The sequence below is a fragment of the Daejeonella sp. H1SJ63 genome, assembly GCF_029360775.1.
Lineage (GTDB): Bacteria > Bacteroidota > Bacteroidia > Sphingobacteriales > Sphingobacteriaceae > Daejeonella.
The window spans coordinates 66,081-79,537 of record NZ_JARKMZ010000020.1 but is presented as its reverse complement, the minus strand read 5'-3'; the positions used below and the strand labels follow the sequence as shown (position 1 = coordinate 79,537).

Annotated in this window: 10 protein-coding genes; 4 read left to right on the top strand and 6 right to left on the bottom strand. The window is 39.5% G+C overall.

What is annotated here, in order from left to right:
* Positions 1-57: 57 nt before the first annotated feature.
* Entirely contained in the window at positions 58-477 is a 420-nt protein-coding gene (gene ruvX, locus P2W72_RS06260; protein ID WP_276360129.1) for a Holliday junction resolvase RuvX, read from the bottom strand.
* 55 nt (positions 478-532) lie between these two features.
* Positions 533-1,963 (bottom strand): aspartate aminotransferase family protein, encoded by a 1,431-nt coding sequence (locus P2W72_RS06255; RefSeq protein ID WP_276360128.1) that lies wholly within the window; start codon positions 1,961-1,963, stop codon positions 533-535.
* A gap of 146 nt (positions 1,964-2,109) precedes the next feature.
* On the opposite strand from P2W72_RS06255, the gene P2W72_RS06250 reads away from it, so the two are divergent.
* The 3 genes from P2W72_RS06250 to P2W72_RS06240 are packed head-to-tail and all read left to right on the top strand — an operon-like array spanning position 2,110 to position 5,104.
* Entirely contained in the window at positions 2,110-3,255 is a 1,146-nt protein-coding gene (locus P2W72_RS06250; RefSeq protein WP_276360127.1) for a hypothetical protein, read from the top strand.
* Positions 3,256-3,257: 2 nt separating this feature from the next.
* Complete coding sequence (ricT, locus tag P2W72_RS06245) at positions 3,258-4,619, top strand: regulatory iron-sulfur-containing complex subunit RicT (protein WP_276360126.1); 1,362 nt, start codon at positions 3,258-3,260, stop codon at positions 4,617-4,619.
* A 29-nt stretch (positions 4,620-4,648) separates the two neighbouring features.
* Positions 4,649-5,104 (top strand): gliding motility lipoprotein GldH, encoded by a 456-nt coding sequence (locus tag P2W72_RS06240; RefSeq protein WP_276360125.1) that lies wholly within the window; start codon positions 4,649-4,651, stop codon positions 5,102-5,104.
* A 192-nt stretch (positions 5,105-5,296) separates the two neighbouring features.
* Here P2W72_RS06240 and P2W72_RS06235 read toward each other — a convergent pair whose 3' ends face one another.
* From P2W72_RS06235 to murF, 3 genes are all read right to left on the bottom strand, one after another.
* The gene (locus tag P2W72_RS06235; protein ID WP_276360124.1) at positions 5,297-5,932 is read right to left on the bottom strand and encodes a response regulator transcription factor; all 636 of its coding nucleotides are present in this window, start codon (positions 5,930-5,932) and stop codon (positions 5,297-5,299) included.
* Positions 5,933-5,934: 2 nt separating this feature from the next.
* Positions 5,935-7,752: a 7TM diverse intracellular signaling domain-containing protein gene (locus tag P2W72_RS06230; RefSeq protein ID WP_276360123.1), complete on the bottom strand. Its 1,818-nt coding sequence runs from the start codon at positions 7,750-7,752 to the stop codon at positions 5,935-5,937.
* A 124-nt stretch (positions 7,753-7,876) separates the two neighbouring features.
* Positions 7,877-9,178: a UDP-N-acetylmuramoyl-tripeptide--D-alanyl-D-alanine ligase gene (gene murF, locus P2W72_RS06225; RefSeq protein WP_276360122.1), complete on the bottom strand. Its 1,302-nt coding sequence runs from the start codon at positions 9,176-9,178 to the stop codon at positions 7,877-7,879.
* 135 nt (positions 9,179-9,313) lie between these two features.
* Here murF and P2W72_RS06220 point away from each other — a divergent pair, with 135 nt between their 5' ends.
* Positions 9,314-11,839, top strand: coding sequence for a M14 family metallopeptidase (locus P2W72_RS06220; RefSeq protein WP_276360121.1), 2,526 nt, complete (start codon positions 9,314-9,316; stop codon positions 11,837-11,839).
* A gap of 49 nt (positions 11,840-11,888) precedes the next feature.
* Here P2W72_RS06220 and P2W72_RS06215 read toward each other — a convergent pair whose 3' ends face one another.
* Positions 11,889-13,454 (bottom strand): PspC domain-containing protein, encoded by a 1,566-nt coding sequence (locus P2W72_RS06215; protein WP_276360120.1) that lies wholly within the window; start codon positions 13,452-13,454, stop codon positions 11,889-11,891.
* Positions 13,455-13,457: the final 3 nt, after the last annotated feature.

Genomic DNA, 13,457 nt, shown 5'->3' with positions numbered 1-13,457 from the left:
ACAAAGATAGGTATTTAGAGTTTTTGGATTATTTTTCTCTGTATTATCCTCAATTAACTACAAGCCCAGGCTTTTCTTTTCGAGATAGGTCTGAAGAATGATTGTGGCAGAGATTGTATCCAGTCTTGCTTTATCCCGGCGGTCAGATTTTTTTAAACCGCTTTGAGCTACAACCGCTGATGCCATTTTTGAAGTAAAGCGCTCATCAATTCTCTCTACCGGAATTTCAGGGAAGTTCTTTTTTAATGTGGTGATGAAACCCTTAATATGCGGAGCAGACTGAGACTCAGTTCCATCCATTTGTTTCGGTTCGCCTACCACAAAAAGTTCAACCTGCTCTTTTAAAAGATATTTTTTCAGATAATCAATAATGTCTTTGGGATGAATTGTATCCAGTCCGGTTGCAATAATTTGCAGGGGGTCGGTTACCGCAATGCCTATGCGTTTCGTTCCGTAATCAAAAGCAAGAATACGCATGTTTCGTTCGGTTAATTCAGCAAATATATGATTAAGCTTAATTCAACATAGCAATTTACTCTGCTGCGAATTTCTCACACAGGTTCAGAGTGCTTTTTACATCCTCAAGGGTAGTTCGTGGATTTATCAAACACATTCTCAGCACTACCTGACCCTGAAGTATTGTAGTAACTAAAAGTGCTTCCCTCGAATCCATCATTCTGGCAGATATTTTCTGGTTGATCTGATCCAGCTGGTTTTCAGTAAAACTTTCGTTTACCGGATTATACCTAAAGTTTATGATGGCTAATGTGGCCGGCGAGATAACCTCCCATTTTTTACTTTTTCTGAGTTCGGCTTCAACCTGTTCGGCAAGCTCAAGGTTGTAATCAATTGCTTTTCTGAAAGCCTGAAGCCCAAAGGTCTTTACAGACATGTAAAACTTCAAAGCTCTGAAATGTCTGGTCAGCTCAATTCCGTGGTCATAAAAATTGATCTCTGATTCATTACCCTCAATATCTCTCAGGTAAACCGGTTTTTCGGTAAATGTTCCGCTTAACCATTTATGATTTTGTACCAGCAAACAGCCGATCTCGTAAGGCTGGAATAACCATTTATGAGGGTCAACTGTTATTGAATCTGCTTTTTCAATGCCTTTAAGAAGTTTCTTACCCTGTTTGGATAAGATTACAGCAGCGCCGAACGCACCGTCAACATGCAGCCAGATATTTTCTTTTTTGCAGATCGCAGCCAGGTCTTCCAGAGGATCTACCGTTCCTGTATTGGTTGTGCCTGATGATGCAATCAGACAAAAGGGCTGCAGTCCTTCCAGTTTGTCTTTGGCGATGGCATTCTTGAGTTTATTGATGGAGAGCTTAAATTCCATATCGGTAGGAATAATTCTTACCTGTTCTTTTCTGAAACCAAGAATATTGATTGCTTTGATATTTGATGAATGTGCCTGATCTGACAGATAGATCACTGATCTGGAAAAATCCTCACCACATTTTACTTTTCTTGCTGTAGCCAGGGCAGTTAGATTTGCCATAGAGCCACCACTGGTAAATATTCCGCCTCCCTTTTTTACAGGGAAACCAAAAAGTTTCAGCAGCCAGTTCAGGGTACTGATCTCAATTCCTGCCGCTGCAGAAGATCCTATCCAGCCCCCGGCAAAAATATTGAAACCGGTTGCCAGTGCATCAGACATCACGCTGATATAGTTGCTGGGCCCCGGAACGAAAGCATAGGTTTTGGGATGACTCATGATATTACTGTGTGGCATGACATTGTCCAGCACAAATTTCAGAACTTCATTTGCCGGCATTGGGTTTTCGGGGGCTTCTTCTGAGAACAAGCTATCGATTTCCTTTCGGTTGGCAATATTCGATACCGGAAGCTTTCGGTCCTGATTATCAAAATGTTCTACAATTGCATCTACGACTTTATACCCAAAGTCCTGCATTTCCTTTTTGGAAAGATTTAATGGTGACGTAATAAGAGATTTCAAGGGATATATAATTGGTTATCCCAAAATTAGGTTTTTTTAAACCTTAATAACAATAGCCGGCTTTATATCAGCTGAACATCCGGGATATTCCGGGCATCTCCATAATTACACATTCCGGGTAAGCATCTTTTTTCTTATTTTGCACCATGCTGTTTCGTGAGATTATAGGTCAGAGAGCCATCAAAGAACAATTGATACAATCGGTTTTTGAGAACAGGGTAAGTCATGCACAATTATTTCTTGGTCCGGAAGGCTCCGGAAATTTTGCCCTTGCCCTTGCTTATGCTCAATTTATCTCCTGCACTGACCGCCAAACAACAGATAGCTGTGGTGTGTGTGCCTCCTGCAGAAAATACAATAAACTGATTCATCCCGATCTTCATTTTTCATATCCTTTTTTCAGAGGTGGCGAGAAAGAAGATTCTATGCCGGATCTTGAAGAGTGGCGTGATCTGGTGATCAGCAATCCTTATTTTGATATGGAAGAATGGCGTTCGCGCCTGGATGCCCAGAATAAACAGCCTAATATCAATAAGGCCGAATGCCTGAATATTTTGCATAGATTATCGTTAAAAGCATTTGAGTCTGAGTATAAAACGATGATTATCTGGCTTCCTGAATATTTAAAAAATGAAGGGAACAGATTGCTCAAAACTCTTGAAGAGCCGGCTGAAAAGACACTGATTTTGCTTGTTGCAAACCATCAGGATCAGATATTGAATACGATCTTGTCAAGAACTCAGCTGATTAAAATACCGGCACTGACTAATCAGGATATTATTGATTATCTGATGAATACCAAAGATCTTCCTGAAACTCAGGCTTCCAGAATTGCCTATCTTAGTGAAGGTAACCTGCAAACGGCACTTAATTTTCTTAAAGAAGAACAAAGCGATAATTTTCATCATTTTTCATCATGGATGAGAATGACTTTTGCTGATAAAGGAGCGCAAATCGTAACTTTTGTGGATGAAGCTTCAAAGTTAGGTCGTGAAAACCAGAAAAACCTGCTCAGATACGGGATTCACCTTATCCGCGAATGCATTATGGTACTTTCAGGAATGGAGTCGCTGGTACATTTGCAGTCGGCTGAACTCGATTTTGTCAAAAACTTCAGCCGGTACATGGATCTGGCCAAAGCCGAGGCCATAGTAAATGAATTGGAAAAGGCGCATTATCATATTGAGCGTAATGCGAACCCTAAAATTTTATTTTTAGATGTATCTTTACAATTCGTGAAAATTTTAAAGTTTAATACGCTCCCTGCGGGGACTCAATATATACTGAATTAGATATGGGTTGTGGAAGTTGTTCAACAGGCGGATGTGCGCCTGCCGGCTGCAAAAGTAATGGTTCTTGCCTTACCAATGGCTGCAGCAAGTTAGATGTGTATGATTGGCTGTCGCATATGGATATGCCATCCAATTATAAGCCGTTTAATATCATTGAAATAAAATTCAAGGGTTCCAGAAAGGAATTCTTTCTCAATACAGAAAACCTTTACCTCGAGGCCGGAGAGCTTGTTGCGGTTGAAACCACTACCGGAGGCTATGACATTGGTCATGTTTCCCTAACCGGAGAGCTTGTTCGTATGCAGCTTAATAAAAGACACGTACGAACCGATGATGTTGTTAAGAAGATCTATCGTAAAGCTACACCAGCAGATGTTGATAAATGGAAGCTTGCCAAAGAGCTTGAATTTGAGACAATGCACAAAGCCAGGGTTCTTGCCAAAGAACTGGGGCTGGCTATGAAGCTGAGTGATGTGGATTATCAGGGCGACAGAACGAAGGCTACCTTTTATTATACTGCAGAAGGGCGCGTTGATTTCAGGGAGCTGATCAAAAAAATGGCCGAAACGTTCCGTATCCGCATCGAAATGCGTCAGATTGGTATGCGTCAGGAAGCCAGTCGTTTAGGCGGAATTGGTTCCTGTGGGCGCGAACTTTGCTGCTCAACCTGGCTTACAGACTTCAAAACGGTTTCAACTTCAGCCGCAAGATATCAGAATCTTTCATTGAATACACTGAAGCTTGCCGGACAATGCGGTAAACTAAAATGCTGCCTGAATTACGAGCTCGATACCTATATGGATGCATTGAAGGACATTCCGGATAATGTAGAGCGTTTAGAAACTGCAACCGGAACTGTAAGGCATCAGAAAACAGATATTTTCAAGAAATTAATGTGGTTCAGCTATCCGAATGATGAGAACTGGATTGCCGTGGATATTGCACGTGTAAAAGAGGTTCAAAAGCTTAATAAAGAGGGTATCAAGCCTGAATATCTTAAAGAGGAAGTTGCTGAAACAGATAAGGTGGTGGCGCCTAAGGTATTTGATTATGAGAATGTTGTAGGCCAGGATAGTTTAACACGCCTGGATAATAAAGGGGGAAGGAATAAGAAGAATAATCGTAAGAACCGTAATAAACCAAAGGGACAGGGTAATGCCCGGCCTCAGGCAGCTGCAGGTGGAAATACTCAGATAAATGCTGAAAACAGACCCAAACCTGCACCGGTAAATAAGCCTGCCGTAAACCCGGGAGCCCCTGCTGTTGAGCGTTCTGAAAAACCGGCCGGGGCTAACCGCAATAATAACAGACGAAAGAAAAACAACCGTAATAACAACAACCGCGAAAAGCCATCGGCAGAATAGTTTAAATGGAACTTTTAAAAAGGCCCCTTTTGTTAATAGTATTTCTGGCAGGTATTCTTACTTCCTGCGGAGATTCTGTGACGCTTGTTGATTCTAACTTTGAACTCGATAAGCGTAACTGGAGTTATACAGAGAAAGTGCGTGTACCATTGAATATTGAGGAAGCCGGAATTCCGTATAATATTTATCTGAACCTTCGGCATACCTCAGACTATAAGTACTCAAATATTTTCCTGCTGATTCATATTACTGAACCGAATGGGAAAAAAACTACTGAACGTAAGGAGTTTAAGCTGGCCTTACCTGATGGCGAATGGCTGGGAAGTGGTTCGGGGAATATGTACAGTTATCAGCTGATGATTAAAGAGAACTACAAATTCCCGGTAAAGGGTAAGTACATGATCGAACTGGAACAAAATATGCGTGATAATCCTCTGAATCATGTAACAGATGCCGGAATTCGTGTCGAAAAAGCCATTAAATAATGACTGTGTTTAAGCGATTTCTACTCAGTATCTATTTTATCTGGCTGACGATATTTTTGATTGTTTTTTGCCTCTCTTCTGTGATATTACTGAAGCCGGATCATCCGCTCTACATTTTTTCAATGATTTGTGCTCCGCTTCTGTTTTTATTGCAGCGTTACAGGAAAACCCTGAAAGGAAAGACTGAATAGTTCAGGCATCTGCGAGACCATGCTGACGGGCAAATTTAAGGAGGCCTGCAACATTTTTCGAGTTCAGTTTTTTCATGATATTTCTCCTGTGAGTGCTCACAGTAAACTCACTTATAAACAGGCTTTCACCAATTTCTTTACTCGTAAGTTCTTTAGCGATCATTTTTATGATTTCCACCTCACGCTTGGTAAGCTGGTATTTTTTCATAAAATCATCGATAAAATATGGGCTGTTATCTTTTTCAGATAGAACACTGTCATCGAAATAAAGCTCTCCCTTCAGTACTTTGGCAATTGCATCTTTTAAAATGTAGGATGGGCTGTTTTTTAACAGGTAACCATGAGCTCCAAGTTTTTTAATCTCTTCAATCAGCTGCGGCTGATCATAATTTGTTAAGATAACAACTTTCAGATTCGGGAAATCCCTTCTTAATACAGCAAGGGTTTTAATGCCGTCAAGCTTTGGCATGTTCAGGTCGAGTAAAACAATGTTTGCCGGAGTTAAGGTCAAACTGTTGATTAACTGAATACCATTGTTTACCGGATCAAGGATTTCCAGATCATTAAGCTCAGATAGTATTGAAATTAAACCCTCAATCAATAATTGATGATCATCGGCAATAATCAGCTTCGGCATTTTTATTTAGTTTTTACAGGTATTTCTATGATGATCATAAGACCACCCTCTTTCTTTTTGGAGATCTCAATAAAGCCCTGAAAATAGTTAATTTTAGCAGTGATGTTTGCCAGTCCTATGCCATTTTTTATCCCTGCTTCCTCAGGCATTCCAATTCCATTATCTTCCACTATTATTGAAATTCTATCTTCATCCTCAACCAGCTGTAAAAGGCAATGACTGGCTCCGGAGTGTTTTATTATGTTATTGAGTAATTCTTTTATTATTCTGTAAAGGTCATTTTGCATCGGCGAAAATGATTTTTCAATAGCATCGAACCCAATAATTATATATTCAACTTTTATTTTATCCGTTGAATTAATTCCTTTGATCAGATCGGTTATTGAATTCTTAAAACCATATTTTTCTATAGCTAAAGGCGTAAGCGTATGGCTGATATTCCTCACCGTCTGAGATACAGAATCCAGAACTTCTCCGGCCTTTTTTAATTTAAAAACAGATAATTCATTATTGATATTGTCTATTACCGACGACACCTGCAAGCTGGCAAGTGAAAGCATCGAACCGATATCATCATGAAGCTGATCAGCAATTTTTTTTCTTTCCAGCTCCTGAGTTTCTATTATACGCTCAGTTAACTCTTTTTGTTTTCTATTTACCTCCAGTAATAGTATTTCCTTTTCCTTTTTGTAATTATTAAATCTGTTTGCAAGTCCGAAATTCAGAATGATAACTTCAATGATCAGACCTGTTTGTATTCCGTAATTTGATAAATACTTAAGCACAGATCCGTTGCCTCCGCTATGAACTAATATTTCAGCAACCGAAAAGATAATCAAAGCAAATATTGAAAATAAATAATACCAGGCCTGGGGGTTTTTCTGACGGATTTTTTCTGCCAGGCTCAATGCAATTAGTATATGAGTGCTGAGGCCTATAATAATCAGCATTTCCAGAAGTATAAAAAATTTTGGCTGCAGATTACCCGGGAGTAAGAAGAATATAATTGATAAAATCAGGGATACAGCTTTTACCACCCATATTGGTTTGTAAAAGCGACTTTCTTTAGTCTGTCCGATAAACACCTGCATAAATTGTAAAAGCATGATGGTTGCCAGTGTGTTGAAAACCGGTCTGGCCCGGCTTGCAAAGTAGGGAAGATCAGGCCAGAGGTATTGGTAACCATAGCCTTTATCTGCAATGATCCATAAACTTCCGGTTAATATGTAAAGAACATAATAGAGATATAGTTTTTCTCTGACCGTGATAAAAAGGAAACATCCAAAAACAAGTACCAGGGCAATTATTCCCCACAATAATCCGGTAATAAGGTTTTCATTCATGGCTTTCCGGTGGAAAAGCTCATCAGGAAGAACTTCAGCATATAACTGAAGTGATTCACCATGTTTATCAACCCTCAGAAGGTAGGTGTCTCCTGTTTTTCCATCCAGAGGAAAAACGAAGAGATGATGATTAGCCGGTCTTTGCTTAAAAGGAAAGTAATCACCTGTGGTATACTTGAGAACAGAGCCCGAACTATTTGAAATAAAAAAATGGAGCAGGTTAATATGGGCATTTCCAATAAGGAGTTTCTGGTTGAGGTTATTGGTATCTGCTTTGATTGCAAGCCAGAAAGCTGATTTTGTAAATCCCGGATTGAAATGATTTTCTGGGAGAATCCTGAATTTACCATCATTGAATAATTGCTGAACCTGTGTGGGGTTTAACCTGAGGGTTTTGTCTTCCAGGATATAGATATCGGATGCAAGGACACTGTATGAAATTAGAAATAAGAATGTCAGAGATATAAATTTTCTCATCCGTTATTTTTTAAATATCCGGCGACTGAATAATGCAATCTGTACAATATTGTTCCTCCGGGCCTATATGTTTTATCATATTTCAGGAGCAAAATAACCCTTAATTATTAGATCTGATAATGGATTAAAGTAAATCTAACAGACTTTCAAGCTTCATCCCGCGAGATCCCTTTAAAAGTATAGTTGCATTTCTAATGGGATTTTGTTTCATTGAATCAGATGCATCTGTAGTGTTCTTATAAAATTCTGCACCTGAAACCCCATCTGATTTGAAGAATTCTTTTCCGATCAGAATTCTGCGTGAGGCATTTATTTTCATTGCTTTTTCAAGGATCAGCTGATGTTCCTTTCCGGCTTCTTCACCCAGTTCGAACATATCACCAAGAACCAATACTTTGTTATCAGCTTTTGTGGATTCAAGATTGTCAAGTGCGACAATCATACTGCTTGGATTGGCATTATAATAGTCGCAAATAATGGTATTTGATGCTGTTTTTACAATCTGGGAGCGATTGTTTAGAGGTTTATAGGCATTAATTCCTGCATTTACCCTGATTGGATTTATTCCGAAAAAACTGCCTGTACAAATAGCTGCACAAATATTATCCAGATTATAAGTTCCTGGTAAATTTGATACAGCTAAGCGGCTTTCTTCTCCGTTTTTATTCCATTCAACAATTAAAAATGGATTGGCTTCTTTCAGTCTGGCAGAGATATAGTTTTCTTTTGCCTCTCCATAAGTTATCATATTTTTCAATCCCCTTTCACGAGCCATTTCCAGGAGGGTTTGATTGTTTGCATTGATAAATACCTGTCCGCCTGAAGCAGCCAGAAATTCATATAATTCACCTTTTCCTTTTCTTACCCCTTCAACCCCACCAAACCCTTCCAGATGAGCTTTGCCAACATTGGTAATGAGTCCATGGGTTGGTAAAGAAATGCTGCAGAGAAATTCAATCTCTTTCTGATGATTGGCTCCCATTTCTATAATGGCTATTTCGCAATCGTTCTTAATTGAAAGAATGCTGATCGGAACACCGATATGATTATTAAGATTTCCTTCAGTGGCAAAGGTGTTGAATTGCTCTGAAAGTACAGACCTGATCAATTCTTTGGTGGTGGTTTTACCGTTTGTACCTGTGATTCCAATAACAGGAATATTCAGTTTTTTTCTGTGAAAACGTGCCAGATCCTGTAAAGTCTGAAGTACATCATTAACCAGTATAAAACGGTTATCTTCAGCAAATTCCGGATTATCGACAATGGCAAATGCTGCACCCTGTTCAATGGCCTGCATAGCAAATTTATTGCCGTCAAAATTATCTCCTTTGAGAGCAAAGAACAGACAGGCGGGGCTTATTTTTCTGGTATCTGTACAGATTTCCGGATTCCTGAGATAAATCGTATAAAGTTGTTCAATATTCATCGCTTTTGAATTGATACAATATTAAGACTTTTGTGTCTTACCATAGAGTAATTTGGTAATTAGGACATTTGATATGTAGATTAGTAATAAACTAACAGTTATTTGCTGCAGACTAATCAGCATAATTTATTCTACATGAAAATACTAAAGCTGCTTTTCTTATTTTTTATTTTCAGCATATCGAATCTGCTGGCACAAAAAATTCAGTCGCCTGAAGAGTTTCTGGGATACAGGGCAGGAGAGCAGTTTACTCCGCATTACCGGGTGCTTGAATACTATAAATATCTTGCTTCTGCATCAAAAAACATACTTATTCAGGAGTATGGTAAATCTTATGAAGGCAGACCACTTTTTCTTGTTTTTATAGCTTCTGATCAAAATATTGGCAGGCTGGAAGATATCCGAAAAAATAATCTTGCTCTTGCCGGGATAATGGATGGCGTATCTGGTCATAAAAATGCCGATATCCCTGCATCGCAGCCCGTATTAGTCTGGTTAAGTTATAATGTTCACGGTAATGAATCTGTTTCTACCGAGGCATCCATGCATACAGCTTATGCTTTGCTTAATCCCCTGGAGCAGCGCAGTAAAACATGGCTTAAAAATACTATGGTGATTATTGACCCCTGTTTAAATCCGGATGGAAGGGAGCGTTATGTTAATTTTTACAATTCTGTAAAAAATCTTAATCCTGATCCGCATCCTTTTTCACGCGAGCATGTAGAGCCATGGCCGGGGGGCAGAGCAAACCATTATTATTTTGATCTGAACAGAGACTGGGCATGGCAAAGTCAGGTTGAATCGCAGCAGAGGCTTGCAGTCTTTAATAAATGGCTGCCTCAGGTTCATGTCGATTTTCATGAGCAGGGCATTGATGCGCCTTATTATTTTGCTCCTGCTGCTGAGCCATATCATCAGGATATCAGTAAATGGCAGCGGGATTTTCAAACAATTATCGGAAAGAACAATGCAAAGTATTTTGATCAGAACGGGTGGATGTACTTCACAAGAGAACGTTTTGATTTGTTATATCCTTCTTATGGCGACACTTATCCGGTGTACAATGGCTCAGTTGGGATGACTTACGAGCAGGGAGGCTCAGGGAGAGCCGGGCTTGCAGTAATCAATGCCGAGGGCGATACTTTAACGCTGAAAGACAGAATAGAGCATCATTTTACAACGGGTCTTTCAACTGTTGAAGCGGCTTCAAATCATTCAGAAAAGGCTCTCTTTGAGTTTAAATCCTATTTTTTAAATAGCCGATCCAGTCCTTCGGGAGAATATAAATCCTACATAATCAGAGGAGAAAATACAGAGAAGCTAAAGACGCTGGCTGTACTTCTGCGCCGGAACGGAATTGATTTTGGATATGGATCAGCAAAGGGAGGTCAGGGTCTGAATTATTATACCGGCCGAAACGAGAATTTTAAAGTTGAGCGGAATGACATGGTAATCAGTGCCTATCAATCTAAATCAGTGCTGTTGAAAGTGCTTTTTGAGCCGAACACATTTGTTTCAGACTCAGCAACCTATGATATTACGGCATGGTCGCTTCCCTATGCTTTTGGATTGCAGGCTTACGCTTCCAAAGATGCTTTAAAGCCTGAATTTAAAGGTATATCAGAACAGGTTCCGGTGAATTCAAACATAATAAACCCCGTTGCTTTTATTGCTAACTGGAATTCGCTTTCCGATGTCAGATTTCTGGCAGATTTGCTGAACAGTAATATCAGGGTCAGATATTCTGAAATACCGTTTGAAACCGGGGGGAAACGGTTTAACGCCGGTTCTCTTATTATAGCGAGGAGTGGGAATGCCCATCTGGGAGCTGATTTTGAGAAGAAAGTGAATGAACTGGCCAAAAAATCAGGAATAACACTTCAGGCAATACCATCAGCATTTGTTGATAAGGGAGCAGATCTGGGTTCAGATAAGATCAGGTATATTAAGAAGCCTAAAATATTACTTGTTGGAGGTGAATCTGTTTCATCTCTGGCTTTTGGTGAGATCTGGCATTTTTTTGAGCAGCAGATCAATTATCCGCTTACTGTAATCAGGGCGCAGGATCTTATGCGGATCAATTGGGATGAGTTTGATATAATGATTTTACCAGATGGTAATTATAATGATATCGGAAATGATAGAATGCAGCAATGGGTACGCGCAGGGGGTAAATTGATTGCTATGGAAGGTGCTGTATCCAGGCTTTCTGAAATCAAGGGATTTGATATTAAAATTAAAGAGGAAGTTAAGAAAGAGGATAAAGCCGGGAATCCTTATGAGGATATCAGAGCGTATGAAAACAGAGAGAGGGAAAGTGTTCGAACAAATATTCCCGGTGCTATTTATAAGGTAAATCTTGATAATACCCACCCTCTTGGTTTCGGATTCCCTGATTTTTACTATACACTAAAGTTGGATGATAAAATATATCAGTATCTCAGTAAAGGGTGGAATGTTGGTGTTATCAAAAAGGATAATTATGTTACCGGCTTTGTGGGAGCACAGGTAAAGAAAAAATTAGCTGACGGACTCATCTTTGGTGTTCAGGAAATGGGAAACGGATCGGTAGTTTATTTATCGGATAATCCGCTGTTCAGAAGTTTCTGGGAAAACGGGAAGCTTTTCTTCAGTAATGCGGTATTTATGGTAGGGCAATAAAAAAAGCCCTGATTGATGTGTCAGGGCTTTTTTTATTGTGCAGAATCAGTTAATCTTTGTTTCTGTTAAACAGACTGTCATTCTTGCATTTTAATCCTTCTGCTGTCATAATCCACTCTGAAAGGAAATCATTTTTTGCGTTCTGCGGCTGGCATTCCCAGAGACTATAATCTTCCAGATAACGGTTTAAGGTACCTTCTATATGCAGCGTGGTGTTTTCAGGAAGTTTCAGTGTGAGTTGAACACGCTGATCGCGCCAAAGTTCACCTCTTTTAACATGTGTATTTCCATCAAGCAGTAATAGGGAATCAGTTTGAATAAAGCGGTATCTGGCTCCTCTGGCATTTGCAAGTGCAGTTTCAAAATCAGGGCCTTTGGCGCTGAATTCCTGTATTAATACCGGTTTGGAAACATCAGCTTTAAGAATCTTTAAACTCACGTTTCTTGGAAGGTTAAAATCCCCCCTTCTGCTGTTAATGATAATTCTTCCTTTAAAATCACTTGGATTAATATTATACTCAAGACTATCCTCCTTTGTCAGAAATCGAACCGGATTCAGCTTAAGATAATATTCTGATGATGGTTTTAAAACAGCTGTGATGCTGAATTTTGCTTCTTCATTAAATTCAGCTCCAACCTTTGATACATGATATACTCCCACAACCAGCGCGGTGAGCCAGAGAATCAGCATTCCAAAGTATACAGTTTTTGAAACAGCGAATCTTGTAAAGATTACCCGCACTGCAAATACCACCAGAGCGGCAAGCGGAATAAAGATCAGGATGAAAGCACTGATTGTGAAAATCGATTTATAACCCGGATTCACCATATTGAAGGGGAACGCATTCAGCTGGTTGCTGTTCCAGTATCCCAGAAATGTGATTAGTCCGATGCTAAGGACAATCAATGCAATAATTCCTGAGAAAACAATAATTCCACCAATAATTTTAATAACAAGCATACCTGCATTCCCAATAAATCTGGCCAGCTGGTTAATGGCGGGTTTTGCCTCATGATGTGCATTCTTTAGTCCGTGTTTCAGACCCGCAAGTTCTTCATCAAAATTCTTTTTGAAGGATTGAATATTTATCGGCTCTCCTTTCATGGCCATTTTATCTGCCCTTGTTACAGCTTTCGGAATTACCAGCCATAATATCAGGTAAACGGGTATGCCGATACCAAGGAATAGTGATATGATCGCCAATAACCTTATCCAGCGGGGCTCGATACCCAAATAATGTGCAATACCAGCACATGCTCCGCTGATTATCCGGTCATCAGTATCCCTGAAAAGTTTCTTCTCCGCCTTATAAATGGGGTCGGTAAGCCTGACAGGTTGATCATCATCGTCGATATCAAAATCACTGACATTACCCATTCTTTCGGTTATTGATTCTACATCGGCAGTAATAATTACTTGTCTGTTATCTGCATTAAGCCTTTCACTGAACATCTCAGCAAGCCTGTTCTCGATGTCCGTTACAATTTCATCACTGTCTGGTGAATAAGCAAAATGTCTTTTGACCTCAGTCATATAGGTTCTAAGAACCTCGTAGGCATCCTCCTCAATGTGAAAGACAATGCCGTTAATGTTTATTATGATGGTTTTATTCATTTT